We start from the raw sequence: 25,831 nt of genomic DNA on the forward strand, positions 1-25,831 counted from the left end.
TGTTATTGATATTGATGAATCGACAACTTTCCAAAAGTCAGGCTATTTGTATGGTTTAAGTAAAAGTGATACATCTAGTTACACAGAAAGAGAAAAACGGGCTATTCGACGTAATCATGTCAGAGAAGCCGAATCATTAGTGAACCCATATGTTGACACGCATCGTTATCAAGACCGAGTTGCGGCTCAACAAACTCAAGTTCAACTTTCATTAGTAGGAAGCGACTTATCTATATATACGGAGAAAGAAAAACCGTATTCAAATTTAGACCTTTTTGTAGTGCCAGAGGAAACAGATAGAAGCGCCGTGACGAAATCAATTGGTGGCGCTACAAAAACGAATTGACTTACATACCACGATGATGTGAAAAGACCTAACATCGTAATTAATAGAAACAGTGGTGAGTTAAACTTCAAGTATTCACACAAACGACCTTTCTATAAACAAAGAAGAAGTGTCTTTAAAAGACTTAGACTTTAAACTTCGAAAAATGCTTATCAAAGATTATGGCTTATACCAAAACGACTCAAATAACGGTAAAATTGTCATCAAAATAGGCGATAGTGATAAAGACATCATGACTTTAGAGTTAAATAAAAAACTACAAGAACACCGTATGAGCGACACGGCAGATGTCAATAAAATTCAACAAATTACGATAGATCTATAAAAAGTTCTATTTGATATAGATATACGAGATAATCCTATGCGGTTGCCTCTTTTTATGTAATATCATCCAATAAAACAGGCTAGGAATAACGTTATCCTAGCCCTGTTTCTTGCTTTATATTTAAAGAATGATTGTATCTTCTTTTTCTTGAATCATTTCTACAATTTCATTATGCGCATTCATCACTGCCACTTTAGGGGAATGTGATTTTAACTCAGTCTCATCCAACTGCGCATACGTCATAATAATCACGACATCGCCTACTTGGACGAGACGCGCTGCTGCACCGTTCAAACAAATTTTGCCACTGCCGCGTTCACCCGCAATGACATATGTTTCTAAACGTGCACCGTTATTATTGTTAACAATCGCTACTTTTTCGTTCGGCAAAATATCAACTGCATCTAAAATGTCTTGATCAATCGTAATACTACCGACATAGTTCAAATTGGCTTCTGTGACACGTGCACGATGAATTTTCGCGTTCATCATGGTTCTTATCATTTCTCTGTTTCATCTCCAATAATAATGTTATCGATTAACCGTGCTTGGCTAAACTTCACTGCTAATGATATAAAAATACGTCCTTCTATGTGTGCTTGCTCTCTTAATTCGGGGTAACTGTAAACTGCAACTTCTTGAACTTGACCGCTTGTATGGGTCTCTAAATATTGTGTCACTTTATTAATAATGACGCTACTTTCGCGCTCACCCTCATCATATAACGATTGTGCGAGTGCTAAACTTTGACGTAAATGGACTGCTTCTTGTCGTTCTTCAGCTGTCAGATAAACATTTCTTGAGCTTTTCGCCAATCCATCCGCTTCACGCACAATATCGACACCGACAATTTTAACGAGGTGATTAAAATCGCGGACCATTTGTTCTACGATTGCGAGTTGTTGGGCGTCTTTTTTGCCAAAGTATGCGACATCAGGTTGAACAATGTTAAATAACTTATTCACTACTGTCACAACACCATCAAAATGACCTGGACGTAGCGCGCCTTCTAATACTTCTGCTAAACGTCCAACTGTTACATGAATACCGATTTCACCTGGATACATTTCTTCTACTGTTGGATAAAAGACATAATCCACACCGATTTGACTGACCATCGCCTCATCTTCATCAATTTGACGTGGATAGGCATCAAAATCTTCATTTGGACCGAATTGTAATGGGTTGACAAAGACACTGATCACGGTGATGTCATTGTCTTCAGTCGATTGACGCATCATCGTTAAATGACCATCATGTAACGCCCCCATCGTCGGCACAAAACCGATTGACTTGCCTTCACGATGAAATTGTCTTGCGAGTTGTTGCATTTCTTGAATTGATGTTATACGTTGTGTCATGCGTCTACCTCATCCATAATTTGCTTTTTATATGTGAATTCTTCAGACGGAAATACACCTGTTTTAACTTCTTCATTATATTTTTCTAACGCAGCGATACCAATTGAGAGGTCACAGTACTGTTTCACGAATTTCGCATGACGATCCACGCCATAATTCAGCATATCGTGATATACCAACACTTGGCCATCTGTCCCTTTACCTGCGCCGATACCAATCACTGGAATTGTTAATTTTTTTGAAATGACTTGGGCGAGATCACTCGGAATCGCTTCAAGTACTAATGCAATCGCGCCTGCACGTTCAACTGCTTGAGCATCTTCAATCAGCTGTTGTGCCGCTTCTTTCGTTGTGCCTTGCATTTTATAACCTAACACACCAACACTTTGAGGTGTCAAACCGAGATGTGCGACAATCGGAATCCCTATTTGTGTTGCTTGTGTCATAAAGTCAGTCAAATGTGCACCTTCTACTTTTAAAGCATTTCCGCGACTTTCTCTATAAAGACGAATCGCATTTTCAATATCTGTTTTGGCATCGATACCTACTGAACCAAATGGCATATCGACGACAACAAATGTATTGGGCGCACCACGACGAACAGCACGGCTATGATGCAACATATCTTCAAGTGTCACATCGACTGTGCTTTCATATCCTAATACCGTCATGCCTAGTGAATCTCCTACTAGAATCATATCGATATTGGCCTCTTCAACTTGTTTCGCACTTGGGTAATCATAAGCGGTCACCATTGAAATTTTTTCACCGTCACGCTTCATTTGTTGAATATGATTTAAAGTTTTCAATTCTTTCACCCTTTATTTTTATTATATCAATAGTAAATCAAGTCACCTGAATTTTCCATTGATTTTTTGATTTTTATAGAATAGTTCTCATGATTATGAATAGTCTTTGACAAAACTTCACTGAATCATTCGTAATTCTAAATCATTCCACATTACATACTTTACAACTTTTCTAAAACATAATAAATTAAAGCTTATTCATATGTGAAACAAAAATTCTTAAATTAAAAACAGAAGAAAGGTGATATCCAATGACTCGAATTGCTGTTATCGGCCCTGGTGCAGTGGGTACTTCTATCGCGGTTGCCTTATCTCATCAATACGAAGTCACACTACTCGGACGTCGTCATCAAACTTTAACATTTGAAGATTATGCTGATCAGACAACTCGCACACTCATCGTGAATGCACTCCAAGAAGCAACACAACCGTTTGATTTAGTTTTTATCGCCGTGAAGACACATCAATTGGCGAGTGTTATTTCCAAACTACCCGAACTCACACACGACAAAACAACCCTCATTCTTGCACAAAATGGCTATGGTATGCTCGAGCAATTGAAAGATTATCGCGCCTATCAAGCAGTCGTTTATGTAAGTGGTCAGAAAAAAGACAACCATGTGACACACTTTAGAGATTACAAGCTTCACCTCCAATCTGATGCGGTCACAGAGCAACTCGCACAAGCATTCTCAGCGACAAAATTAGAACTCGTGTTGGAGCCTCATATTCAACAAGCGATTTGGTATAAATTAATTGTCAATCTTGGCATCAATACTGTCACTGCACTCGGACGCGATACTGCCCGTGTACTTAAAGATGAACAGATGGCTGAACTTTGCCGTCAATTGTTATTAGAGGGAGAACAAGTAGCACGTGCGGAAGGGATACATTTCGATGCAGATTTCGTCACATCAATCATGAATATTTATGCAGGTTATCCTGATGAAATGGGGACAAGTATGTATTACGATACGATGAATCAATACCCTTTAGAAGTAGAAGCGATACAAGGTTACATTTATCGACGTGCCGAAGCTCATCAGTTGGACACACCGCATTTGGAGACCATTTACACCTTGCTCGCCTATCAAAATCAAAGCAGGCTTAGTGAAATGTAGGTAGTTACAACACTTGGATTGGAATATTTGAATGAGGAAGTCTGAGAAAATTGACGCTCCCAGACTTCCTTATTTTTGCTTATTTCAATTCTGGCCAGTAGGCTTTGTTCGCTTCAATTAAATCATCTAAAATCGCTTTCGCTACTGCCGCATTTGGTACTGTTTTTGATAATGTGATTGCTTGCCATAGTTTTTGATACGATGCTTCTTCATATGCTTCTACAACGAGTTTTTCAACACCGACTTGTTGTTCCATTAACGCTTTTTGGAAACGTGGAATTTCGCCAACGACTAACTTTTCTGGACCATTGCTACCTACAATACAAGGCACTTCTACCATTGCGGTCGGATCAAAGTTAATAATTGCACCTTGGTTTTCAACGATCATTAACATACGTTCTTTCGTATTGTATGCGATCGCTTTTGCAAGATCTACAATGTATGACGCGTGCTCATCAACCGTTAATTCCGTATCTTTCGCTGTGCCTTTGTCGATGATATTTTGACATTGCGTAAAGATAAACTTTTCACGTCCATCCATGACTTCATTCGCACGTGTATATTCTGGATTCGAATGTTCTACTTCTTGTGTTGGGAAGAAGTAATATTTCAAATACGTATTCGGTACTGTTTGTGCATCTAACGCTTGGACGTCACGCGCTTTTTTAAGTGTATTGTTCCAGCTCTCTTGCTTTTCTAATTCAGAACTACCATCTGTTGCATAACCATGCTCACTGACATGACGAATCACTTCAGACATTAAAGAATTGCCTTTTTTATCGCGAATGTCTGTCCACCATCCAAAGTGGTTTAAACCATAATAATTCACTTCAAATGCTTTACGTGATTCAAGTCCTAAATTTTTCCATCTCGCATTCGATATGATTTTGAGAAAATACAGCACTTGGAAGTTAAAGCAACCACATTAATTTAAATGCTGCAGTAGCCAAACCTATGCTATCATTTGCGATTTTAACAATGTTAGTGCTGTTTGAATTCATTTAAAAACAAGGGTATGCCGCCACAGAGGACGCATTACCCTTGCACATATCAAACTATTCTTTTGTATTTAAATTTTCTGGTTGGATAAATTGTAATTCATAAACGGAGCTTTCATCGTAACGGTTGAAGCTATCAATATGTCCTTGTAAGTAAAGCGTTTGTACTTTACGGCTCACGTTATGTTGATATTGTATTTTAATTTGGAGATTGGATTCGTAGCCATTATTCTCAATGGTGCTGTCTAATTCGTCAAATACGTCCTTGTTAATAGGGAGAAGATAACTTTCTTTGCTCGGTAAAATACTGACATACTTACGCTGTAACACGTCTTCTTCGTCCAAGTACACTTCTATCTTGATTTGTTTAGCCGCACCCGCACCAAGGTTAAATAATTTCAAATAATCATCGCCCCACTGGTCATTTTCTTTCTCATGTGATGATGTATTTCTAAGTTTTAGCTTTTCTCCATCACGTGTCATCAAAATTTGGTTAAATCCGAGTGCAGGCAAAAAGCTCATTTTCATTTGATACAATTGCACGGTGACGGAAATAAAATAGAACAGCGCCATAATAAACGTACCAATCGAACCTATCGCAGAAATGATATTGATCATCTCGATACTCCTTTCTCTTTATCATCGTTTTAATCTTGTCTCTTTTCCACTTCTGTATGCTAATTAAACGCACATGTTATGTTTGATTGGCTCGACACGACAAAAGTCCAGTAACATGAGGTCACATTTTTCAATAACTGCTTTCTCAAATTGATTTCCCTGTTGCATTACTTTTCGACTTACCGAAACTAATTATATTAAAACTTGTTGCAAATGGGTTGTATTGGCAAAATGGCATGTGTATAATCACCGTTATGAAAATAAATGAAAACAGGAGGGATCCATTATGAAGAAATATCCTATTGCAATTTGGATGTTAGCGATTGGGGCATTTGCGATTGGAATGACTGAATTCGTCATCATGGGCTTACTTCCTAACGTGGCTAATGATTTAAATGTGTCTGTGAGCCAGGCAGGACAATTGATTACTGGTTACGCTTTAGGTGTCGCGATTGGAGGCCCTATCGTCGTGATGCTCACTTTCCGTCTTAACCGTAAAGCGTTATTGATGTTACTGATGGTCATTTTTATTCTAGGTAACATTCTCGGCGGTCTTAGTCCGAATTACACAACACTCATGCTCAGTCGTATCGTCACATCACTTGCGCATGGCTCATTTTTCGGCATTGGCTCTATTTTAGCTGCAAGTATGGTCGCAAGCCAATATCGTGCAAGTGCGATGGCATTAATGTTTATGGGTCTCAGCCTGAGCAATATTCTCGGCGTGCCATTCGGTACATTAATCGGACAAAAATTCGGTTGGCACATGACATTTTTAATCATTGCTATCATTGGCGTCATTGCACTCATCGGCATTATGATTTTTGTCCCGATGCAAAAAGAAACTCGTACCGCTTCAATTAAAGATGAACTACGCATTTTAAAAGAAAAAAGACTATGGTTAACTCTCGGTGTGACATTGTTCGGTTTTAGTAGTGTGTTCGCCTACTTTACTTATATTTCATCTGTACTCATTGATGTGACCCACATTCCTGAACAATTCATTTCATCTATTCTGATTGTATTTGGTGTCGGCGTGACAATTGGTAATATTGTAGGTGGAAAGCTTGCAGATTGGAATTTAAACAAAGCTTTAATGAGCATTTTTATTATTTTTGCTGTTTACTTTGGACTGCTCTACTTCATTCAGTTCCATCCATTAATCATGGTGATCGGCGTCTTTCTTTTCGGTTTTATTGGCTTTAGCATGAGCCCTTCATTACAATACAAAAGTACGCTCATTTCCCAAGAAGCACCGACACTTTCCAGTACACTCAATCAATCTGCCTTTAATATCGGTAATGCATTAGGTGCCTTTATCGGTGGACTTGTTGTCAGCACACTCCCAATCGCCAGTCTAAGTTTAATTGCGCCATTGCTCACATTAATTGGACTCGTTTTTCTATTATGGAGTATTGCTGTCGAACGAAAAGAACAGACAAGTGCGCATTCAAATTAAAGATTAGCTCATAAAATGTGACATTTAAAAAATTTTTTAATCATATGCCATCTCCTTATACTTTTCATATGATGTTGATTCACCGCTACATGCCGGCATGTAGCGGTTTTAATTTAATATTTGTTTTTTAAATTTTACATTTAATTTAGAAAATTGTAAAATTTAATTTTCGATAAATTTAATTTATGCAATTAAAATGTGAAATAACGGGTATTTGTTAATATGTATAAGGAGGTATAAAGCATGATACTCTCTCATAAAGATCTTCTTTATCAAATTGAAGAAGATGGGACGACAGTGACCATATATAAAAATAATGATGCCAAAACATATACTGCTATAGAAGCAACAGGCGAACTGACACCGCATCATTTTTGTGTCTTAAATTATATTAAAGTAAATCTGAATCAAAGTGAAATATTTGAGGAACACTTTCTAAGTCGCACAGCTTATTTGAATGATGTACATGGCTTCATATCGCTACGTGTTTTGAGACCCTTGGACCCACAAAATCATTATGTCGTGATTTCATTATGGGATGACCGTGAAAGTTTTGAAGTGTGGCAAGCTTCTGAGCAACCATTGAATTACCATAATCAATGGAATGGCGCACTGGATAAAGATATCGTGGATTCTGAGTTATCTTATAATATTAAATTTGATACACAGTAATACTTGCAGAGAATTTTTCGAATTTTCGATAACTGATTAGGTGTATTTCTGAAAAATAAAAAACAGGCCAGGGAAACTTGAAATGCTCCCTCCAAAGTTTTCATTTTTTCAATGTCCACTTTGGAGGGAGCATATCATGACATCCTAGCCTGTTTATTTTTTGCATTATTTTTCTATAAACTGCGGTCTTCTTTCAATACTCATAAGTGTAATGAATGCCATCAAAATACCACAAATGAGATACATATTCGCATAGCCGACCATATCTGCTATAGGACCCATTAATGCAGCCCCGAGTGAGACACCTAAGTCAGCTGTTGCGATAAAGAGACCGAGTAACATATTCCGTCCAACTTTCGGTAATTTAAAGCTTAAAAATGACGTTAACGTCGGATAAACCATCGCTTGTGTCAGGCCAATCATGACTGCACTTATATAAAGTATCCATGCGCCAACATAAGGACCTACTGCAATGAATAACAGCGCTACAGTTAATAATCCGAGGACACCTGACATAAAACGAACGTGCCAGCGTCCATCTGAAGGAATGTATTGACGTAAAAAGAAACGTGCAAATACGACCGTAATCGCTTGTACAGCTAGAAATAGACTCGCGTGACCGACTTGATACGTATTAACGTACAACACGATAAACGTCGCCACTGCGCCAAATCCGATTGAGGCAACGAGCATAATCGTCCCTGCTTTCAATAAAAACGGATTTTTAAATAACTGTAAGAACACTGTCATCGCACCATATGGCATCTTTTCTTGTTGCGCAGGCGTCGTGTCTGTATCATCTTGTCCATGAAGCGTCGCACTAAAACCGACCACACCTGTCGTAATCGCGATAATGATCATCGTCAATGCGAAGTAGCTCAAGTTATCCAATTGCCATATCCCGACTGCAATCATTGGTCCGATAATGCCTGGTATGTAAGAAAAGAGTGAGTATAAGGAAATACCTTGTGAACGATCTTCTTCAGGTAACGCATCGATAATCCCGATTTGTAATGACATGGAGAAAAAGGCTGTACATATCCCTTGCATCACACGTGCAACAAAGTACCCTTCTAAACCTGTAAAACCATATAAAATCAGTGCAAAACCGTTTATGATTAAAATCCATCTTAATATTTTGATTGGACCGACTTTGGCGATGACCTGCCCTGCCCATGGACGAAAAAGCATGGCAGTCAACATGTAGGCACCCATGACGATACCGATTGTCGCATTGGTTGCACCTAAATCATGTCCGCGCAACGGAATCATGACGTTCAAAATAGCATTGGCACTAAAGAAAAAAAGTGCGAGAATATACAATCTCAAAAAAGGCCAAGCGAGTGCACCTTTCATACGATAGCCTCCTAGTTCATAAATTGTTTTTCAAAAAGTTCACGCGTATAGTCATTTTGAAGGTCTTTCAGCTGGTGTCTATTTAAACGTTCTTGAATTTGACCGTCATTAAAAATCATCAAATCTTCACATAAATAGACCGCCGCTTGAATATCATGTGTAATAAATATTAAACTGAGCTGATATTTATCTCTCAGTGTCGTTAATAAATCTAGAATTTGCGACTGAATCGACATGTCGAGCGCACTAATCGCTTCATCTAATACAATATAGTCTGGATTCGTGATGACTGCTCTTGCAATGGCGACACGTTGCGCTTCTCCTCCTGACATCATTTGAGGGTATTTATTTAAAAAGGCTGCACTTAACCCAACACGTTCGAGTAACGCAGTCATGTGCGCCTCTTTATCGTCAATAGGTGTATCGCATTGACTAAGTGCTTCGTTTAGAATTTGACGCACATTGAAATAGGGATGCAGTGAGGATTTGTAATCTTGAAACACGACGCTCATTTTGCCAAGACGGGCGTGACGTTGATAGACCGGTTGACCATCCAACATCACTGTCCCTGAATCTGGCTTTTCAATACCTAATATCATGCGCGCCAATGTGGATTTACCACTCCCACTTTCTCCAATAATCGCAATACTTTGTCCTTTACTACATTGAAAACTGACTTGTTTCACGATTTGTCGTTTTTGCCTTTTTACACCACTACGATAGGATTTCGTGACGTTTTGGATTTCTAACATGACGCATCACCTCGCAATGATTTGTAATAACGCGTCACACGATCTCGTGCTGCAATCAAAAATTGTGTATACGCATGTTGTGGTTGTATAAACAATTGATGCGCTGAGCCTGACTCCACGACATCACCATTGCGCATCACTATGACTTGGTCCGCAATCGACTTCACTACCGCTAAGTCATGTGAGACAAACAGCATGGCACAACCGATTTTTTCTTTTACCTCACGCAATTCTTCAATCACTTCATACTGAGTAATTGCATCGAGCGCGGTGGTCGGCTCATCCGCAATAATGATGTCCGGTTGGAGTGCTAGTGCTAATATAATCATTAACCGTTGCAACATCCCCCCTGACAATTGATGTGGATATGACTTTAAAATACGCTCAAAATCTCGTAAACCGAGCATGTCAAAATAATGTTGTAACGTCGCTTTCTGTTGTTGTGACGACATGGGACGGTGTTGCTTCAACATCATCGTCAACTGTGCGCCAACTGTAAACGAAGGGTTAAAAGCTGTCGCACCTTGTTGCATAATCATCGCAATACGTCGTCCTCTAATTTTTCGAAAGTCCGCTTCAGACGCATCATGAAGTGCTTTTCCTTGGAACCAAATTTCACCGCTCATCTGAATATTACGGTCGTTCAGTCCCAGTAATGCTTTACACGTCATCGATTTACCGCTGCCACTTTCACCGATAATCGCAATGACCTCACCACGATGTAACGTTAAATTAAAGTGATGGACGAGGACATGATTCGTATGACCGTCAATGAGCGTTAAATCTTCCACACGCATGACTTGTTCTGCCATTATATCCACCCTTTCTTAATACGTTGTTTCATTTGTTGTTGCGACAATTTCGGATCGATTGCAATTTGGAGAGCATCGGATAAAAAGTTCACCGCTAAAACAATGACGATAATCGCTATACCTGGCGCAAACATCAACTCAGGGTGACTGAACATCACTTTACGTGCTTCATTCATCATCATCCCCCATTCTGCTGTCGGTGCTTTAACGCCTAATCCTAAAAATGAAAAGCCTGAAATTTGTAAAATCATCGACACCATTGAACTCGTTGAAATAATCGCAATATCCGCTAAAGTTCGCGGCAAAATGTGTGTCATAATAATCCGTGCATGTGACAGGCCTATCGTACGTGCAAATTTCACATCATCTGAGTTGCGATATTGCATCACACTTGTGCGGATAATTCGGCAAAACCATGCCCAGCGCGTAATGATGAGTGCAACGATAATACTTTTTAGCCCAATGCCGAGTACACCGATTAAAGCTAGCGTCATCACATATGTAGGAAAAGATAACATCACATCGCAAATACGCATCACAAGTGCATCGACCCAGCGTCCAAAGTAGCCAGAAATAAAGCCTAATAGCGTCCCAATCAACACTGAACATGCCAATGCGAATAAAATGAGTAAAAAGCTCGGCCGTAACGCAAAAATTAAGCGTGTTAAAATATCTCGTCCTAAATGATCCGTCCCGAACCAGTGTGCAAATGACATGCCGGCAAATTTGTCATCGATATTCACAGCATTTGGATCATAAGGCGTCACAATTGGTGCACAAATACCGAGTAAAATATAAACAGCAATGATTGCCAATGCCCATTTTGCGCCTGTATCTTTTAATAACCTTTGAAAGACAATCATATTAGCCTTCCTCCCTTAATTTCAGGTTCAGCCACATATTAATGACGTCTGCCAACGTATTAAACAAAATAAACAACACCGAAACGATGAGTACGTACGCTTGAATCATTGGAAAATCTTGTTCTAACACTGCTTTAACACTCAGTTGACCCATACCCGGCCACGCAAATACGTTTTCGATGACGACAGAACCACCTAAAATAATAGGAATCGACATACAAAAAATCGAAACGACGACTTGCATCGCATTACGCGCGACATAAATGAGAAGTTGCGACATCGGAACGCCCATCGCACGCATATACAGCACATAATCTTGATCAAGTTGCTGAATGACTGCACTTCTAACATTTCTAAAATAAATACCCGTATAACCGAGTGTAATGACCGCAACAGGTAAAATATAACTTTCAGGACCTGTTAAGCCAGACGTCGGTAATGCATTCAATTTAACCGATAGAAAAATAATTAATATCGCCGCAAGCCAATAAGATGGTATAGCGGTTAATACGAAAGCAGTCGTCCGTGTCATACGATCAAACCACGTTCCACGCAACAATGCCGTCAAAATACCGAACAATAACGACAACACAATAATCGCCACACTTGAAACCAGCGTTAACTTCAATGTGTTAAAAAATGCTGGCCATAGTCTTAAGCCGACATCTTCGCCGGTTACGAAACTATGTCCAAATTGTAGTTGTACCGCGGATTGCAGCCATTCCCAGTATTGTACGAGGAATGGCGCATCCAAATGGTACTTAGCACGCGTTTGTTCGATTAAACTTTGCGTAATGTCAGGAACTTCTTGTGCATGTAGAATGACGACAGCCGGATCTTCACTGGATAAATGCGTTAATGCAAAAGTCAAAAAACTAATGACAATCAACAACGGTATCATCAGTAACAAACGTTTCATCACACTATATGCCATCGATGAACCACCCTATTTGTAATCCATTTGTTCGAATGGCAATTCGTATTGTGATTGTTTAAACGAAATGTGTTCTAAATCTTTCGGCGCGACAACTGTCATACCCCCATGAGAAATCGGGATAAAGATCGCTTCATCATGTACTGTTGTTAAAATGTCTTTATATTTTTGTTCTTGCTCTTTTGCGTCTTGTGTTTGTAAAGCGGTATCGATATCATCAAACAGTTGGTCTTTTTCTTTGATACCTGAAACGGCCGCTTTATAACCTGTATCTGCTTTAAATCCAGAAATCGTACTTTGTGGGTCGTATTGAAGGCCCCATGTTTGGTTGAACAGTAAATCATAGTCACCAGATGTACGACGTTCTGCCACTTTATCAGATGTTTCGCCTACAATTTTCAACGCCATGCCCACTTCTTTCGCTTTCGCTTGAATAAATTCGGCTTCTTGCTTTTGCGAGCTTGAATGGTTGTCATAATATAACGTCATTTCAAGCTTTTGACCATCTTTTTCACGCACTTCACCTTTGTCAGTTTGCTTCCATCCCGCTTCGTCTAATAACGCCGCTGCTTTTTTCAAATCAAAATCACGTTTCGGTAAATCAATGTTCGCATGTGGAACGTTTTTCGAGAACAATTGTGACGCTGGCTTTTCAGTACCGTCTAAAATTTTGTCCGCAATACGTTTTTGATCGACACTATGCCATAATGCTTCACGCACCGCTTTATCTTGTGCAGGACTGTCTTTTTTACCAGAGTTTGCGACAATCATTTTGGTATTCATCGGCTGACTGCGCTTCAATTGGAAATCGCCATTGTCCGTTAATTTTTTCATCGCTTCATTGTCGATATTGTCTGTACCACGGTCATCCGTAAATGCAAAGTTCACTTCACCTTTTTGTAATGCTAAAAATGATGTTTCACCTGCAGGCAATACTTTAGCAACAATCGTTTTTAAATGTGGTTCGCCACCCCAGTAGTCCGTATTGCGTTCAAATGTCGCTTGCTCATCCTTGTCGTGAGATTTCAATTTGTATGGACCTGTACCGACATAAGATTTCAAGCCATCTTTCGTACCGCCATCTTTAAATGATTTTGGTGAGACAAAGACGTAAGGACGTGTCATTGCCAGTTCTTCCAATGTTGCGTTATAAGGTGCTTTCAACGTCATCACAAATGTATAATCGTCTTTCGCTTCTGTGCGATCGATTAATGTTGATAATTTAATCCATGAATGTAACTTTTGGTTCGCTTGAATCGCATCAAAGTTCTTTTTCACTGCATCTGCATTAAAAGGCGTCCCGTCTTGGAATTTCACACCTTTTCTCAAATGGAACGTATAAGTTTTACCATCTTCTGAAACATCCCATGACTCAGCTAATAACGGTTCAATCCCTTTTTGCGTATGGTCGACAAGTGACTCATAGACCATGCCTTGCGCTGACATCGAGCCACCATATACGTGTGGGTTCATATCTCCAATATCTTTAGATGTGGCATATGTAAGGTTTTTGTCTTCTTTTTTCTGTTCTAATGCTTTAGAGTTGCCACAAGCTGCGAGTACGAGTATAAAAACAACACAGATGGCAATCCACTTTAAATTTTTCATAATCATTCATATCCTCTCTTTATCTCATTTCAATTCGTCGTGCTGGCGTTTTGGTACAAATGAAAGCTTTTAGGGCAAGTGTTGCTGAACTTGCCCTCGTTTCTTACTTAGGACTCATCCTCATGAATCGCACCCATTTTCGAAATTTAATATGAAAGACTATATTTCAATGAGGGCGAGCCTTTGAAATGTAGAAAGTTCAAATTTTTTAGAACCCTTTAGATTGCAAGAACCACCCGAGACTCCCGAGGGAATAAAGTGAAGTCGAAAATCCGCCAATGCTACCTTGGTGTAACAGTCAAATCAAGCGTTGGCTAATTGAGACGAAACCCCTGGGAACGCGAGGGCAAGTTCAGCAATCTAAAAGTACGTTCTAAAATTTGAAGTTTCAGTACACACTTTACTCATCTTGGTTCAATAATACGGCAATGCGAGCGACATCTTCCTCAAACGACTGGATTTTGAATTGCGATGATAACGCGTCACCAGAATGCGTCTGTTGAAAAGCAGTCAGTTGCGCTTCATAACGTTCTATCAATGCATCCATCATCGGCGTGGCAATATCGAGTGTGCGTGCCATACCGCGCATCATTTGTGTCCGGTAATAATCTTCACTCGGCATCCTTGGAATGTGCCAAACCCCTTGCTCATTTTGAAATACGGGTTTGAAAGGCACTGCCGAAAAGTCGAAGTATTTTCCGCTTTCATCAGGTTCTGAAAATGGATCAATCAAAATGCCGGTATAACGGACGTATAATAAATATTCTTGTTCAATGGGTGACAACGTTTCAAACCCTTCAATGCGCGCTTCATCCATCGTTTCAGGACGAAGTGGGTAGTTTTCTTTCACCATAAATTTCAATAAATTCAACGTATCGATATTCAAACGTTTCAATATCGCCATGACTTCTTGCCACATTTGACGCATTTCCGTTATGAGACGCATCGTTATCGGTCCTTCTGGAAATAATTTGTATACGTAAAATGGTATGGTCATCCCTTCAAACACAGCTTTCAATGCATGTTCATTCATAAATAACGCTGGATGAACATACAATGAACTGTTGCGTGACTCAGCCATAAGCGGGTGTGATACGGATGTCACAGGGATTTGAACTTCAGACATAAGTGTTACTATTTCCCGGGAAAAGTCCGATTGCGCATGTGTCGTTCCTAAATACAAATGTTTCTTTACACCTTTCGTCAGTACACGATGCGGTGTTTCTGGATTTAGCACACACGTATCGCCTAAATACGTCGAAAATGACACGACTTCGATTTGCGGTTGGTCGACACTCAATTGTTGTTGCACAATCATATGCGAACCGAACGTTGGCGAGACGAGAACGACATGTTTAAGACGTTGACGTACGGCTGATGACAATTGTTGAATGACTTGACTATACGCATCCGCTGTACAAGCCAACACTAACACATCGTATAGTGGCAAGACCGCTTCATAACTGTCATACAACTGTCCAAGCGATGCTGTGCCTGCTAAAGAAGCATGCATCTCATTTTGTACGCGGACTTCCAATTCAGGTGCCGCTTGATACGCTGTCCAAAACTGTCGCGAGTTCTCTGTCTCGCGCCCTCGCCCGACCATATCGACATTGTGTGGTGTATGGCGTTTGAATAATACCGCGAGTTGTACCGCTACAGGGCCCGTGCCCGCAATCAATACAGATTTTGCCATATTACGCACGCCCTTCTGATCGTTTTTGGTAAAGTGCAATATCAAAAATTTGGTCCGAACGCGTAATATCATCGACACACGTCCAATATTGTGGATGCGTTTCTTGTTTTGGATAATTGAAAATCGACTTCAAGCCATCACCGTAACGCATTGACACGACAATATCATGATCCGTTAAATCATACAGTTCTGCTAAAATGTCATATTTCATTTCCACCGTCGAACTGAAAATCACGTGCGTCACTTCTCGAATCGCTTCTAGTTCTGCCACTGTTTTTTGATGAATTTCAATCTGGGCGTCTGGCGCTAAAATGTCAATCACTTGTCGGCCATAACGCACCGCTTCTTCATCAATATCAATACCAATCACACGTGCACCTGTTTCTTGAGCAATTTGAACAAGGGTCATCGGATACGCACCTGAACCTACAAGAAGCACCGTATCTTCTGGCGTAATCTCGAACTGTCCAAATTCCTCTGAAATGCAATGCTCGATATTATCAAAGTATCCCGTCGAACCGAGTTGTCCGTGAATCAATCGACGTGCACGTGTCGACTCCATTAGCTTTACACAACGCGCCGTAATATCTGCTAATGGCTTGATGAGCAGTTGCTGTTCAGAAGTAGATGTACGCCAATGCTCATATTGTTGCGTCGGCTGGTCGTCAAGGATGTAGCCACTGTATTCATCAATCAATTGCTCTAAATCATCCAGTGCACGCTCTCCTTGCTGAATCGTCTCGTATAAATGCTCAAACTGTTGCTGATAATGCTTCAAACGTGTTTCAAATTCGTTCGTATTCTGTTGCATTTTAATCATCCCGAGCTCCTATTCTATGTATGCTAAACCTGTGGCCACCGTTGAAACTTGTCCTTTAATCGCAATCGTATAACCTGTTTCTTTTCGATCGACAATGACAGACAATGCGCCTCCAGGTTGTGCAAATTCTTTTTCTACGTGATCTAGCTGATGGCGATACGCTTCATAAATGCCTACCGATCCTGTGCCCGAACCACAACTTTGTTCCCAAATGATACTGTCGACTTGTGGTACGTAAATAAGCGGATACAAACGTTGATGCAACGTATCATAGAGCATCATGCCCACTGCCGTCAGATGTTCAGGCCATGGTTGTGTTCTTACAAACGCCTCAACTGACGTCGCGAGTTTGTCTGACCAAACAGTAATCGGACAAACAAAATGTTGGTATGTATCATATTGAATTTCTAAACCTTCAAACAAAACATCATCAATCACATAATGTTGCGCTTCAATCGCATGTGGCTCTGGCAAAGTCGTTTCGTACAGGTGACGTTCTTCATCCACTGCACACGCCACAGGTTCATCCAATCCTGACACCTTCAAATGAAAAGAGGACTCCGAAAGTAATTTTCTGTCCTTTAAATAATGGATAAATGACAACGTGCCATTACCACAAAATTCTTGTCCGCTCATTACAAGTTGATGTGACATGTCACCTTCACTATGTACAATAAAGCCTACTTGTTCACATCCTACATGCGATGTTTGCATCAGTTGTTGTGCAATCCTCGCATAATCGGCAGGATCGTGTTGTGAGTCGACTAATACGGTCATATTTCCAGATGGATTAAATTTTGAAAAATGCACAATTTCCAATGTTATTCCATCTCCTTTAAAAATAAATATTAATTTTTGCAAATCGTAATCATACCGATTTAAAAATATCCTACTCCCTAATTTTTGAATTGTCAACAATGATAATCATTATCAACTTTATGATTTTCCTTTTTCAAGCTGTTGTTATCTTATTTCATTCATTTTTATTTCTTATATTTAATAAATGCGAGTTCAAAAAACATATTTTGCTCACAAAAAAACAGACACTGTTGTCACATTTACAGCATCTGCTTTTAAATATTTCTATTTATACTTGCTCAATGATTTGAATCAAGTTGCCACATGTATCATCAAAGACGGCTAATTTCACTTCTCCCATAGTCGTTGGTGTTTGCGTAAACTTGATTCCTTTCGCGGTTAAATCTTGATAAATTGCGTCAAGATCATCAACCCCGAACATCGTCGCTGGTATACCACTGTCAAATAGACGTGTTTGGTAATCTTGCGCAATCGGATTTTGATTCGGCTCGAGCACAACTTCAACAGGATTGTCTGAGTCACGTTCCACTACCGTTAACCAGCGTGCTCCACCTAAATCAATGTCATGTTTTAATTCAAAACCAAGTTGTGTTGTATAAAACTGCTTTGCTTTCTCTTGGTCATTTACAAATAAGCTTGTCGCAATAATTTTCATTATTTTTTCCTCTCTTTTTAAAGTTATGATGATTTCGTTTGTTTATATGCATATACACGTTAACTTATTCCCTCGATATACGAGCCTCACGCATAAAGAATGGCGCATCCTTACTGAGACACGCCATGATATGCTATTAGTTTGTAATTTGAATTTTATTCGAAATCGTTGTTAACGCCGGGTCATTTTTGTGCGCTTGATATAAACTTTGTGCGTTCATCTCTTTACCCGTTGTTAATAGTTTTTGATAATCCACGAGTGCACCTTGCGTACCACCGACAAACACTTTGTTGTCATTCACACCGATAATTGTCGCAAAGTTTCCTTTAGCAGGCATAACAGTATAAAACTTCATCCCTTGTGGTGCGTTAGGTATCGCTGGCATACGTTTCAACGTTAATTGGTTGACCTGTCTTGTCGATGTCATACCCGGGCCTTGATATTCGTACACACCTTTCATAATTTCAGACTGCGTTAAGCTGTAATGGTCGATGTCATTGCCGAAAAATGCCAATGCAATTTTAGACGTTTCGCCCACATCTTGGTGTGCTGGAAATTGTTGAGTGTTGACAGTAGCTTGATTTCCACTTTTTTGATTTTGTGCCTGATTGCCTTGCTGTTGTGTCTGCTGCTGACTGTTCATCTCATCTTTGTTGTTATCTGTATCTGCTGCTTGCTCCGACTGTTTCTCTTTTTCTGATGTTGCTTTTTCTTTCTGATCTTTTTCTGATTGGTTGTCTTTCTGATCTGCTGTTTTTTCTGTCTTGTTGTTTTGAGTCGATGCTTGTTCTTCTTTTTTAGAGTCTTTGTCACCGCATCCAGCTAACAAAAGCAATAAGGCAAAAAGTGTAAAAGCTATTCTTTTCATGTTCAACACCTCACTGGCGTATATTTGGTACTATCTACTTATAAATATATCAAATAAATTTAGATATACAATAGGACTGAAGTATGAGCCGCACATTTTTTTATTCATTTTCATAAAAAAAAGAGAGAACGAATCTCTTACACTCATCCTTTCCTTTATTTATATGAAACTGCTTGTGATTAAGACTGGCGACGACGTCTATACCCTAACAATGCTGCCCCTGAAGCAAGCATCAATACTGACCATAACGATACATTTGTCTTGAACCTCTCATGACTAAAGTCGCGCGTATTCTCGGCTTTTGATAAAACCAGTACTTGGCAATTATTCTGCTTTTGCTACTTTTACTGTCGTTGGTTTCACTACTTTTTCTTGTGCCACAACTTTATTTACATCTGCCATTCATTGCAACAACGTACGATTCAAACCATCGCAGCACATTTCTCTTTGAATACAACGCTTTGAACAGATACAATCATCATAGAGGGACAAATTAACGAAAGTAGGCGATGCGCGATGTATTTATTAGAATTACAACAATATGACACACGGCAAGTCGTAGGTATTTTCAAAACGGAAGAAGAAGTCAAATCATGGTTAGAGGCAGTCGACAGCATGAAGTTACATAAAGAAACAGTAGAAGAGGCCCAGTTCGAAACGTATTATCTAGAATATGCGGACTTACCTGATTATCAAGAGGTGCACTGGCAAAACAGTCAATATATTTTAAGTCGCTATTCATTCTCGCCTGATGAAGGAGACATTATTGCCGTTTACAATCCAGTAGCGGTCCTTCCTGATACAACAGGCCTCGTCCCTGGTCAAACGAAAGTCAGTTCCTACAGCATTACAAACGAAGAGGCCCACGATTACATTACCGCATTCAATGAGATGAAGTCCTTTTTGCGCAATCACTTTAAGGAAGCGCATCAAGACGTCGCGATACTCGGTCAAGGTTCCGAAGACGGCGAATATTTAATGGTCGACGGTCGCTTCATTTGTCACGTCGAAGGTGCATTAGTCGATCAATGGCTAGAAAAAAGTTCATCCGAGGCCTTTCTCAAAGCAAATCCCTTTCTATCATTGTAAGTATACTTTTAATGAAACCTGTCATATTCGACTTCACGTGTTCATTTGTCACTTTTTTAAACTTACGGTATATCCACTTATTTTACGCCAATTTATCAGACAAATTAATGAAATCCACTCGTACGTCTTTGCTCATTTATCATTATTCTTTGTTAGATATTTGCAGAGCACTTATAAAGAGCGAATATAGGAATTATGTGTTCAACTCATAAACTAAATAGTTTTTCTAAAATTTTGATTCTATATTTACTCACTTAAGTAATCAGATAATATATAAAAATAATTAATTTTATAAATTTTTTAACCTCTAGTTCAAAAGACCACAGACTCTCACAACTACATTAACGATTAAATTATGTTTCATTTTTAATATTGTTGTTGACATCATTGATGCTTTTTATTATTTTATAGCTATAAGGAGGTGAAAAATATGAATTTTCTTAAGCATTTGTTCTCATTTAATGAAATCAACATTTGGATCTTCAAATTCGGCAGAAGAGGCAAACATTGGTATTTCTAGAGATTTTTAACTATTTAATTTCAGTAAAAATTAAGGTATGATTAGTTTTTATTATTTCCTTAGTTTTTACTGAAATAAATTTTGAGGTATACAATGAAAAAGTTTGAATGTATATTGCTATCATGTGCAATAATCATAGTCGCTAGTTTTTTCTTTAATATTGGAATTATGCTAATGTCTCTTTTAAATGACAATAGCTTTTTACATTTTTATTTATATTTGTTTTCTATAAATTTCATAATATCTTTTGTAATAATACCAACAATTTTTATGAAATTAATACTTGATACCAGTTTAGTTTCTTTATTCCAGGACGTTTTCGAATTTAAAAGGTTAGGGGTACTTTTTACAATCACCTCCTTTATATCTTTATATCTAGTTAAATTAGATGCCACAGTAGAATATGCTGTTGTTGCTTTGGGAGAAGAATTTTTATTTCGTCATTTAATATTCATTTTATTAATGAAGTCTTTCAATAATAAAGAATCTATTATAATAGGATCTTTATTATTTGCCTTGATACTGCATCTAAATGGCAATTTATTTATTAATTTACTAACAAAATTTCCTTTCAGCATCTTTTTGTATTGCCTAACAAATAAATATAGACTACAGGATGCTGTTATAGTTCATTGGTTATACAATGTATTAGTCTATAAATTTTCTTAAATATCTTTTTATTGGGGTTGTTTTTATTGTTTTCAAAACGAAAAGTTCTCTTACTTTCTCTCATATCGAATATTTTGTTATCTATTCTGATGTCTGTCATCAACGTAAACTTAGGCATTATTACAATGATTTTTGGAATTATTCTTATTCCTGTATTACTCAACTTTACACTTTTATGCTTTAGCAACAAAGTTTATAATATAGCAAGTATTCTTTGTATGAGCTTCTTTAACTTGATTTATTACATAATTTCCGCTAAATCTATACAGAACAATCCAAATTTTTTTAAGCTTGCCTCTACATATACACATCAAAGCAACGGTTTTTATGTTGAAATGAATACCAATCTATTATCATTTACTCAAATTGTTTTTATAATTCTTTTCTATTTTACGTTAACTTTTCTATCTATGATATTTTTTAAGAAGAGAGTTGATCGCCATGCTAAAACTAAATAATATTTATAAAATATATAAAAAGAGTGATAAAATAATATTAAATGATATTAATTTAACCGTTTCAGAAGGGGAAATAGTTGGTTTACTAGGTAAGAATGGTGCTGGTAAAACAACACTTATGAAAATAATTGCAAAATCCAAAAAACCCACTTCTGGCACAGTATATATTAACAATATTAATATCTTTAATGAATCTAATATTCTCGATAATGTTGGAATTATGATTGACACCGTTTATTATGACCACTTATCTGCAGAAAAAAACTTACGCTACTTCTTGAATGTTAATAATAAAACAGAGTATATAAAGAATATCAATCAAGTACTTGATATGGTTGGACTGTTAAGTGCAAGTAATAAAAAAGTTAAACATTTCTCGTTTGGAATGAAACAAAGATTATCTTTAGCAATGTGTCTTATTATTGAACCAAAATTAGCAATAATGGATGAACCTTTTGTTGGATTGGATCCTAACGGTGTCCAAAGCTTAATATTATCACTTAAGAAATGGGTGAAAATTAAAAACATCTCTCTTTTAATATCTAGTCACCAACTCAACGAGCTAGAAGCTGTTTGTGATCGATTTGTTTTTTTGAAAGAAGGCCAGTTGCATGAAATTCAATTGGATGAATTTCAATTTCTCAAGATTATAGTTGATAAAGAAATCGAAAATGAGCACATACTTTTATTCAAAAGAGAGTTCCCAATAATTAGTAAAATAGAAAAAAATGTTATATACATTCCAAATGACGCTCGTCATTACAATGCATTATTAAAATCTGTACTTTCACACTATAATCTTGTTCATATTGATACACCAAAACAAGGATTATATAGTGCATTCGATTACTTTGAAAGAAATGAGGAATAATATGTTACAAAAAAGTATATTTAACAATATGCTATCACTTACTTCATCTAAAATTTTCCTTGCACTTTCTTTATATCCTTTTCTTTACCTAATCACTTTATTCCTTCCAACTAATTTCATGCAAATTGGTGGTATTGACAATGGTCTATCTGGATTAGATTTTTATTATGGTATAGTAATTGCACAATCACAATTTGCAATACCACTAATAATGATGTCTTACTTTGTTAGTAAGCTTTTTTATGAGGAACACAATACTGGTAAACTCATTATTTATAAAGATATCAAGAGATCTCGTTTATTGAACGCAAAATTGCATACTTTACTTTCATTTTATGGTTTATATTTAATCTTATTATTTATTTCATCTGAAATTCTATATTTTAGTTTTATCAAAAATTTTAATTACGCGTCAGGGAATTTCTTACCCGCAGATAAAATTATAATTTATAATGATTTACTAAATATAATTGGACTTTTTGAAATTTCATTTATCGCTATTTTTTTTGCTATATTGTTATCTATGAGATTTTCATCTGGATTTACCATTTTAGGTGTCATCCTCTTGTTTATGATTATCTCTATCGCTCCATTAATAAAGGGGATGCAGTATATTTTTCCAAACGGCTATAACAACGCTGTTGATTTAAACGATTTTTTTATTAAACTATTTTTTTCATTTCTTATAACTTCCTTTTACTCGTTTTTGTTTTACATTTTGAGTTTGCGAATTTTTAATAATCTAGAATATTGAATTGAAAACGAATAATTGGAACTAAATGATTGTAGAAAAATACTATCTATCAATATAAAGTGGCTGAAAAAGCTACTTTATATTGACACATCTAAACTAATATTTAATCATCAACTAAAATTTGAAGATTGTCTCATCTAAATTTTTAGGTGTATATGCAACACATTAATATGAGTCTAGTGCCCTATTTTTCTTTAATGCCAAATAAGCACCGAAACAAGCTAAAACAATGCCTAAAACTAAACTGATACTCAATTGGGATTCACCCAATAATACACTCGCGATTCCCCCAATAGCCGGAAACATCGCCACCATGTAACTACTCTCCGAAGCGCCGATATTTTTAATCAATTTCAAATAAAATAGCCACGCAAGAAAAGAGGCTAAAACTGATAAATAGAGAAGACCTATCCAAAAATTCACGTCTGTAGGTAAAGTATAATGGCGATCTTGGATTAACGTGAAAAGCAGTAAAAATAGAACAGCTCCCACCATACCAAGCGCATTTGCAAGAACCGGGTGCGTCCCTCTGTTACTATTGAACAAGGATAAAACATCCCCTACAGAAGTGGTGATGGTTCCAAAAATTGCCATCACAATACCTATAATGAACTCGCTGGACAAATGGTTCAAATCAGGATACAAAATCACCATGACGCTGAGAATCCCTAACAAACCTCCGATATAAATTTTAGGAGCGATAGATTTTTTAAATACAACGCTGATGAGAATAGGCGTCAAAATAGACTTCATTGAAAATATGAGTGTGACTATTGCCGCTGTACTATAAAATGTCCCGTAATAGAGCAACAAATAACTCACGGTAAAATTGCAAAGACCGAAGCCTATTACTGTTAACCATTTTACATTATTTAATGCAACACGTTGACGTAGTCCCCATAGCAACACACCAATTGAACCTCTCATGACTAAAGTCACGAGATTCTTGGGAATAGAGCATACTTGTAAGTATATTTCTTTACTAACAGCGGTGTCTCTTATTTACCAAGCTATCCCCGTAGTTCCTACGGTTATTGTTTATTTAATTTAAGCTAGTCTCATAGAATGTAGTCTTAAACCTTCGTTCAAAATATTAATACTAGCATTGATGTCTCGATCATGATGAGTATGACAAATAGGACATGTCCATTCTCGAATTTCGAGTGGTTTCTTACCATCATTGTGTCCACATTCCGAACAAATTTGACTAGATGGAAACCATTTATCTATTTTGATAATTTCTTTGCCATACCAATCAGCCTTATACTCTAATTTCGTTACAAAATTAGACCAAGAAACATCAGAAATACTTTTTGCTAGTTTATGATTGCGCAACATGCCTTTTATATTTAAGTCTTCAATACAAATCATATCGTGGTTTTTGATAATTTCTGTACTCATCTTATTTAAAAAATCTTCACGTTGGTTCATAACTTTCTCATATAATCTAGCAACTTTAATCTTCTGTTTTTGATAATTTTTAGCGTCAAGGAGTTTGGTACCTTTCTGTTTAGCTCGTAATCGTCTCCTTGACAATTTTCTTTGCTCACGTTTAAGTTTCTGTTCCATTTTGTAAGTAAATTTGTTGTTATTATAAATAACTCCATTGTCTAAAATAGCAAAGTTATTAATTCCCAAGTCAATCCCAACACTACTATTAGTCTTAGGTAAAATATTAATTTCTTCTTCAACTAACACTGAAACAAAAAATTTACCACTAGGTCGCTTACTGATTGTGGCTCGTAATATTCTACCTTTAACTTCTCTACTGTTAGCAAACCTTACCCATCTTAATTTAGGCAACTTAATTTTATTATCAATGATTTGAATACCCTTACTTACATTCTTAGTAGTATAGCTTTGATTAGGATTTTTCTTACTTTTAAATTTAGGCTTCATATTTTGTTTTTTAAAGAAGCGTTTAAAACTCTCTTCTAAATTTTTAATACTTGATTGTAAAGCAATACTATCGACTTCTTTTAGCCACGAATATTCTTCAGACTTTTTCATGTGTGGTAACATGGCAGAGCAAGAATTATAAGATAATCCTTTCCCAGTAGTCATATATTCTTGATTCCACAAACTCAAAAAATGATTATAGACAAATCTTGAACAACCTATAGTTTTGATAATTAAGATTTCTTGTTCTTGATTGGGATAGATTCTAAATTTATAGGATTTATGTTGCAGTATGGGGATTCACCTCATTTCTTTTTCTGATTTTGTATATATTTTCTAATTTGTTCTTCTGTATTATTATCCATAGCAATTTGTTTCAATAACTGTTTAACATCAATATCGACATGACCATACAAAATATCACATCGATATTTTACACACCAAACAAGATGATAATGAATAGAGTAGACGTATCCACGTCCATAATGGATTTCTGACATACAAAAAATACCGCTCAATAATTTTAACACACGTCTATGTTAAAAAGCGTATTTATAGGTGTTTTAAATATAGATTTAACATATGTCACTTGATTAGTATAGTTAAAGCTATATCTCAAGCGAAACCGATTCATCTACACGGCTAAAGTCGCGAGTATTCTCGGCTTTTGATAAAGGGG

28 protein-coding genes and 1 pseudogene are annotated in these 25,831 nt (G+C 37.3%); 10 read left to right on the top strand and 19 right to left on the bottom strand.

The genetic code is table 11. The features are described from left to right. Positions 1-46 precede the first annotated feature (46 nt). Positions 47-346 (top strand): hypothetical protein, encoded by a 300-nt coding sequence (locus GZH82_RS14460; RefSeq protein WP_275401859.1) that lies wholly within the window; start codon positions 47-49, stop codon positions 344-346. Positions 347-455: 109 nt separating this feature from the next. Beyond that, on the top strand, positions 456-671 hold the full coding sequence (locus tag GZH82_RS14465; protein ID WP_162682853.1) for an exotoxin beta-grasp domain-containing protein: 216 nt from the start codon (positions 456-458) through the stop codon (positions 669-671). A 120-nt stretch (positions 672-791) separates the two neighbouring features. Here GZH82_RS14465 and panD read toward each other — a convergent pair whose 3' ends face one another. The 3 genes from panD to panB are packed head-to-tail and all read right to left on the bottom strand — an operon-like array spanning position 792 to position 2,814. Next, positions 792-1,175, bottom strand: a complete 384-nt coding sequence (panD, locus tag GZH82_RS13190) for an aspartate 1-decarboxylase (protein ID WP_162682854.1) — start codon at positions 1,173-1,175, stop codon at positions 792-794. Beyond that, positions 1,172-2,032: a pantoate--beta-alanine ligase gene (gene panC / locus GZH82_RS13195; protein ID WP_162682855.1), complete on the bottom strand. Its 861-nt coding sequence runs from the start codon at positions 2,030-2,032 to the stop codon at positions 1,172-1,174. Before panC ends, panD begins: the two co-directional genes overlap by 4 nt. Next, on the bottom strand, positions 2,029-2,814 hold the full coding sequence (gene panB, locus GZH82_RS13200) for a 3-methyl-2-oxobutanoate hydroxymethyltransferase (protein WP_457853125.1): 786 nt from the start codon (positions 2,812-2,814) through the stop codon (positions 2,029-2,031). The genes panC and panB overlap by 4 nt, the downstream gene beginning before the upstream one ends. Positions 2,815-3,092: 278 nt before the next feature. Between panB and GZH82_RS13205 the strand changes: the two genes are divergently transcribed. Next, entirely contained in the window at positions 3,093-3,962 is an 870-nt protein-coding gene (locus GZH82_RS13205; RefSeq protein ID WP_162682856.1) for an oxidoreductase, read from the top strand. A gap of 79 nt (positions 3,963-4,041) precedes the next feature. On the opposite strand, the pseudogene GZH82_RS13210 reads toward GZH82_RS13205, so the two are convergent. Continuing rightward, a pseudogene (locus tag GZH82_RS13210) lies at positions 4,042-4,827 on the bottom strand (family 4 glycosyl hydrolase); the annotation flags it as partial. Positions 4,828-5,017: 190 nt separating this feature from the next. Beyond that, a complete protein-coding gene (locus tag GZH82_RS13215) occupies positions 5,018-5,578 on the bottom strand; it encodes a hypothetical protein (RefSeq protein ID WP_162682857.1) in 561 nt (186 codons plus the stop codon). Positions 5,579-5,864: 286 nt separating this feature from the next. Here GZH82_RS13215 and GZH82_RS13220 point away from each other — a divergent pair, with 286 nt between their 5' ends. Then, the gene (locus GZH82_RS13220) at positions 5,865-7,037 is read left to right on the top strand and encodes an MFS transporter (RefSeq protein ID WP_162682858.1); all 1,173 of its coding nucleotides are present in this window, start codon (positions 5,865-5,867) and stop codon (positions 7,035-7,037) included. A gap of 243 nt (positions 7,038-7,280) precedes the next feature. Continuing rightward, positions 7,281-7,709 carry an antibiotic biosynthesis monooxygenase family protein gene (locus GZH82_RS13225; RefSeq protein WP_162682859.1) on the top strand — a complete coding sequence of 143 codons (429 nt, stop codon included), beginning with the start codon at positions 7,281-7,283 and terminating at the stop codon, positions 7,707-7,709. A gap of 165 nt (positions 7,710-7,874) precedes the next feature. On the opposite strand, the gene cntE is transcribed toward GZH82_RS13225, so the two are convergent. The 11 genes from cntE to GZH82_RS13280 all read right to left on the bottom strand — a co-directional run bounded on the left by cntE (position 7,875) and on the right by GZH82_RS13280 (position 18,892). After that, entirely contained in the window at positions 7,875-9,065 is a 1,191-nt protein-coding gene (gene cntE, locus GZH82_RS13230) for a staphylopine family metallophore export MFS transporter CntE (RefSeq protein ID WP_162682860.1), read from the bottom strand. An 11-nt stretch (positions 9,066-9,076) separates the two neighbouring features. Beyond that, positions 9,077-9,817, bottom strand: a complete 741-nt coding sequence (locus tag GZH82_RS13235; RefSeq protein ID WP_162682861.1) for an ABC transporter ATP-binding protein — start codon at positions 9,815-9,817, stop codon at positions 9,077-9,079. Then, positions 9,811-10,629 (bottom strand): staphylopine uptake ABC transporter ATP-binding protein CntD, encoded by an 819-nt coding sequence (gene cntD / locus GZH82_RS13240; protein ID WP_162682862.1) that lies wholly within the window; start codon positions 10,627-10,629, stop codon positions 9,811-9,813. Before cntD ends, GZH82_RS13235 begins: the two co-directional genes overlap by 7 nt. Further along, positions 10,629-11,492 (bottom strand): staphylopine uptake ABC transporter permease subunit CntC, encoded by an 864-nt coding sequence (gene cntC / locus GZH82_RS13245; protein WP_162682863.1) that lies wholly within the window; start codon positions 11,490-11,492, stop codon positions 10,629-10,631. Before cntC ends, cntD begins: the two co-directional genes overlap by 1 nt. Before the next feature lies 1 nt (position 11,493). Next, the gene (opp1B, locus tag GZH82_RS13250) at positions 11,494-12,426 is read right to left on the bottom strand and encodes a nickel/cobalt ABC transporter permease (protein ID WP_162682864.1); all 933 of its coding nucleotides are present in this window, start codon (positions 12,424-12,426) and stop codon (positions 11,494-11,496) included. Positions 12,427-12,438: 12 nt separating this feature from the next. After that, complete coding sequence (cntA, locus tag GZH82_RS13255) at positions 12,439-14,037, bottom strand: staphylopine-dependent metal ABC transporter substrate-binding lipoprotein (protein WP_457853126.1); 1,599 nt, start codon at positions 14,035-14,037, stop codon at positions 12,439-12,441. Positions 14,038-14,434: 397 nt separating this feature from the next. Further along, on the bottom strand, positions 14,435-15,730 hold the full coding sequence (gene cntM / locus GZH82_RS13260; RefSeq protein ID WP_162682866.1) for a staphylopine biosynthesis dehydrogenase: 1,296 nt from the start codon (positions 15,728-15,730) through the stop codon (positions 14,435-14,437). 1 nt (position 15,731) lies between these two features. After that, positions 15,732-16,541: a staphylopine biosynthesis enzyme CntL gene (cntL, locus tag GZH82_RS13265; protein ID WP_457853127.1), complete on the bottom strand. Its 810-nt coding sequence runs from the start codon at positions 16,539-16,541 to the stop codon at positions 15,732-15,734. A gap of 18 nt (positions 16,542-16,559) precedes the next feature. Further along, a complete protein-coding gene (cntK, locus tag GZH82_RS13270; protein WP_162682868.1) occupies positions 16,560-17,369 on the bottom strand; it encodes a histidine racemase CntK in 810 nt (269 codons plus the stop codon). 268 nt (positions 17,370-17,637) lie between these two features. Further along, positions 17,638-18,024 (bottom strand): VOC family protein, encoded by a 387-nt coding sequence (locus GZH82_RS13275; RefSeq protein WP_162682869.1) that lies wholly within the window; start codon positions 18,022-18,024, stop codon positions 17,638-17,640. A gap of 136 nt (positions 18,025-18,160) precedes the next feature. Continuing rightward, a complete protein-coding gene (locus tag GZH82_RS13280) occupies positions 18,161-18,892 on the bottom strand; it encodes a hypothetical protein (RefSeq protein ID WP_162682870.1) in 732 nt (243 codons plus the stop codon). A 516-nt stretch (positions 18,893-19,408) separates the two neighbouring features. Between GZH82_RS13280 and GZH82_RS13285 the strand changes: the two genes are divergently transcribed. The 5 genes from GZH82_RS13285 (at position 19,409) to GZH82_RS13300 (ending at position 23,253) form a co-directional block, all read left to right on the top strand. Continuing rightward, the gene (locus GZH82_RS13285; RefSeq protein WP_162682871.1) at positions 19,409-19,981 is read left to right on the top strand and encodes a hypothetical protein; all 573 of its coding nucleotides are present in this window, start codon (positions 19,409-19,411) and stop codon (positions 19,979-19,981) included. 982 nt (positions 19,982-20,963) lie between these two features. Then, positions 20,964-21,170 (top strand): CPBP family glutamic-type intramembrane protease, encoded by a 207-nt coding sequence (locus GZH82_RS14660; RefSeq protein ID WP_457853128.1) that lies wholly within the window; start codon positions 20,964-20,966, stop codon positions 21,168-21,170. An 89-nt stretch (positions 21,171-21,259) separates the two neighbouring features. Then, positions 21,260-21,628 carry an Msa family membrane protein gene (locus GZH82_RS14665; RefSeq protein ID WP_457853051.1) on the top strand — a complete coding sequence of 123 codons (369 nt, stop codon included), beginning with the start codon at positions 21,260-21,262 and terminating at the stop codon, positions 21,626-21,628. Continuing rightward, the gene (locus GZH82_RS13295; RefSeq protein ID WP_162682873.1) at positions 21,612-22,499 is read left to right on the top strand and encodes an ABC transporter ATP-binding protein; all 888 of its coding nucleotides are present in this window, start codon (positions 21,612-21,614) and stop codon (positions 22,497-22,499) included. The genes GZH82_RS14665 and GZH82_RS13295 overlap by 17 nt, the downstream gene beginning before the upstream one ends. Position 22,500: 1 nt before the next feature. Continuing rightward, on the top strand, positions 22,501-23,253 hold the full coding sequence (locus tag GZH82_RS13300; RefSeq protein ID WP_162682874.1) for an amino acid transporter: 753 nt from the start codon (positions 22,501-22,503) through the stop codon (positions 23,251-23,253). Between the two features lie 165 nt (positions 23,254-23,418). Here GZH82_RS13300 and GZH82_RS13305 read toward each other — a convergent pair whose 3' ends face one another. From GZH82_RS13305 to GZH82_RS13315, 3 genes are all read right to left on the bottom strand, one after another. Further along, positions 23,419-24,180 (bottom strand): DMT family transporter, encoded by a 762-nt coding sequence (locus tag GZH82_RS13305; protein ID WP_162682875.1) that lies wholly within the window; start codon positions 24,178-24,180, stop codon positions 23,419-23,421. A 120-nt stretch (positions 24,181-24,300) separates the two neighbouring features. Then, positions 24,301-25,446: an IS200/IS605 family element RNA-guided endonuclease TnpB gene (tnpB, locus tag GZH82_RS13310; RefSeq protein WP_162683076.1), complete on the bottom strand. Its 1,146-nt coding sequence runs from the start codon at positions 25,444-25,446 to the stop codon at positions 24,301-24,303. 11 nt (positions 25,447-25,457) lie between these two features. Continuing rightward, positions 25,458-25,652: a transposase gene (locus tag GZH82_RS13315; RefSeq protein WP_162682876.1), complete on the bottom strand. Its 195-nt coding sequence runs from the start codon at positions 25,650-25,652 to the stop codon at positions 25,458-25,460. Positions 25,653-25,831 lie beyond the last annotated feature (179 nt).

This window comes from Staphylococcus sp. MI 10-1553 (assembly GCF_010365305.1).
Lineage (GTDB): Bacteria > Bacillota > Bacilli > Staphylococcales > Staphylococcaceae > Staphylococcus.

Excerpts from the sequence above, each read along its gene's own strand:
- panD (WP_162682854.1), bottom strand. The coding sequence starts at position 1,175 with ATGATAAGAACCATGATGAACGCGAAAATTCATCGTGCACGTGTCACA.
- panC (WP_162682855.1), bottom strand. The coding sequence starts at position 2,032 with ATGACACAACGTATAACATCAATTCAAGAAATGCAACAACTCGCAAGA.
- panB (WP_457853125.1), bottom strand. The coding sequence starts at position 2,814 with ATGAAGCGTGACGGTGAAAAAATTTCAATGGTGACCGCTTATGATTAC.
- GZH82_RS13205 (WP_162682856.1), top strand. The coding sequence starts at position 3,093 with ATGACTCGAATTGCTGTTATCGGCCCTGGTGCAGTGGGTACTTCTATC.
- GZH82_RS13215 (WP_162682857.1), bottom strand. The coding sequence starts at position 5,578 with ATGATCAATATCATTTCTGCGATAGGTTCGATTGGTACGTTTATTATG.
- GZH82_RS13220 (WP_162682858.1), top strand. The coding sequence starts at position 5,865 with ATGAAGAAATATCCTATTGCAATTTGGATGTTAGCGATTGGGGCATTT.
- GZH82_RS13225 (WP_162682859.1), top strand. The coding sequence starts at position 7,281 with ATGATACTCTCTCATAAAGATCTTCTTTATCAAATTGAAGAAGATGGG.
- cntE (WP_162682860.1), bottom strand. The coding sequence starts at position 9,065 with ATGAAAGGTGCACTCGCTTGGCCTTTTTTGAGATTGTATATTCTCGCA.
- GZH82_RS13235 (WP_162682861.1), bottom strand. The coding sequence starts at position 9,817 with ATGTTAGAAATCCAAAACGTCACGAAATCCTATCGTAGTGGTGTAAAA.
- cntD (WP_162682862.1), bottom strand. The coding sequence starts at position 10,629 with ATGGCAGAACAAGTCATGCGTGTGGAAGATTTAACGCTCATTGACGGT.
- cntC (WP_162682863.1), bottom strand. The coding sequence starts at position 11,492 with ATGATTGTCTTTCAAAGGTTATTAAAAGATACAGGCGCAAAATGGGCA.
- opp1B (WP_162682864.1), bottom strand. The coding sequence starts at position 12,426 with ATGGCATATAGTGTGATGAAACGTTTGTTACTGATGATACCGTTGTTG.
- cntM (WP_162682866.1), bottom strand. The coding sequence starts at position 15,730 with ATGGCAAAATCTGTATTGATTGCGGGCACGGGCCCTGTAGCGGTACAA.
- cntL (WP_457853127.1), bottom strand. The coding sequence starts at position 16,541 with ATGCAACAGAATACGAACGAATTTGAAACACGTTTGAAGCATTATCAG.
- GZH82_RS13275 (WP_162682869.1), bottom strand. The coding sequence starts at position 18,024 with ATGAAAATTATTGCGACAAGCTTATTTGTAAATGACCAAGAGAAAGCA.
- GZH82_RS13280 (WP_162682870.1), bottom strand. The coding sequence starts at position 18,892 with ATGAAAAGAATAGCTTTTACACTTTTTGCCTTATTGCTTTTGTTAGCT.
- GZH82_RS13285 (WP_162682871.1), top strand. The coding sequence starts at position 19,409 with ATGTATTTATTAGAATTACAACAATATGACACACGGCAAGTCGTAGGT.
- GZH82_RS14660 (WP_457853128.1), top strand. The coding sequence starts at position 20,964 with ATGAAGTCTTTCAATAATAAAGAATCTATTATAATAGGATCTTTATTA.
- GZH82_RS14665 (WP_457853051.1), top strand. The coding sequence starts at position 21,260 with ATGTCTGTCATCAACGTAAACTTAGGCATTATTACAATGATTTTTGGA.
- GZH82_RS13295 (WP_162682873.1), top strand. The coding sequence starts at position 21,612 with ATGCTAAAACTAAATAATATTTATAAAATATATAAAAAGAGTGATAAA.
- GZH82_RS13300 (WP_162682874.1), top strand. The coding sequence starts at position 22,501 with ATGTTACAAAAAAGTATATTTAACAATATGCTATCACTTACTTCATCT.
- GZH82_RS13305 (WP_162682875.1), bottom strand. The coding sequence starts at position 24,180 with ATGAGAGGTTCAATTGGTGTGTTGCTATGGGGACTACGTCAACGTGTT.
- GZH82_RS13315 (WP_162682876.1), bottom strand. The coding sequence starts at position 25,652 with ATGTCAGAAATCCATTATGGACGTGGATACGTCTACTCTATTCATTAT.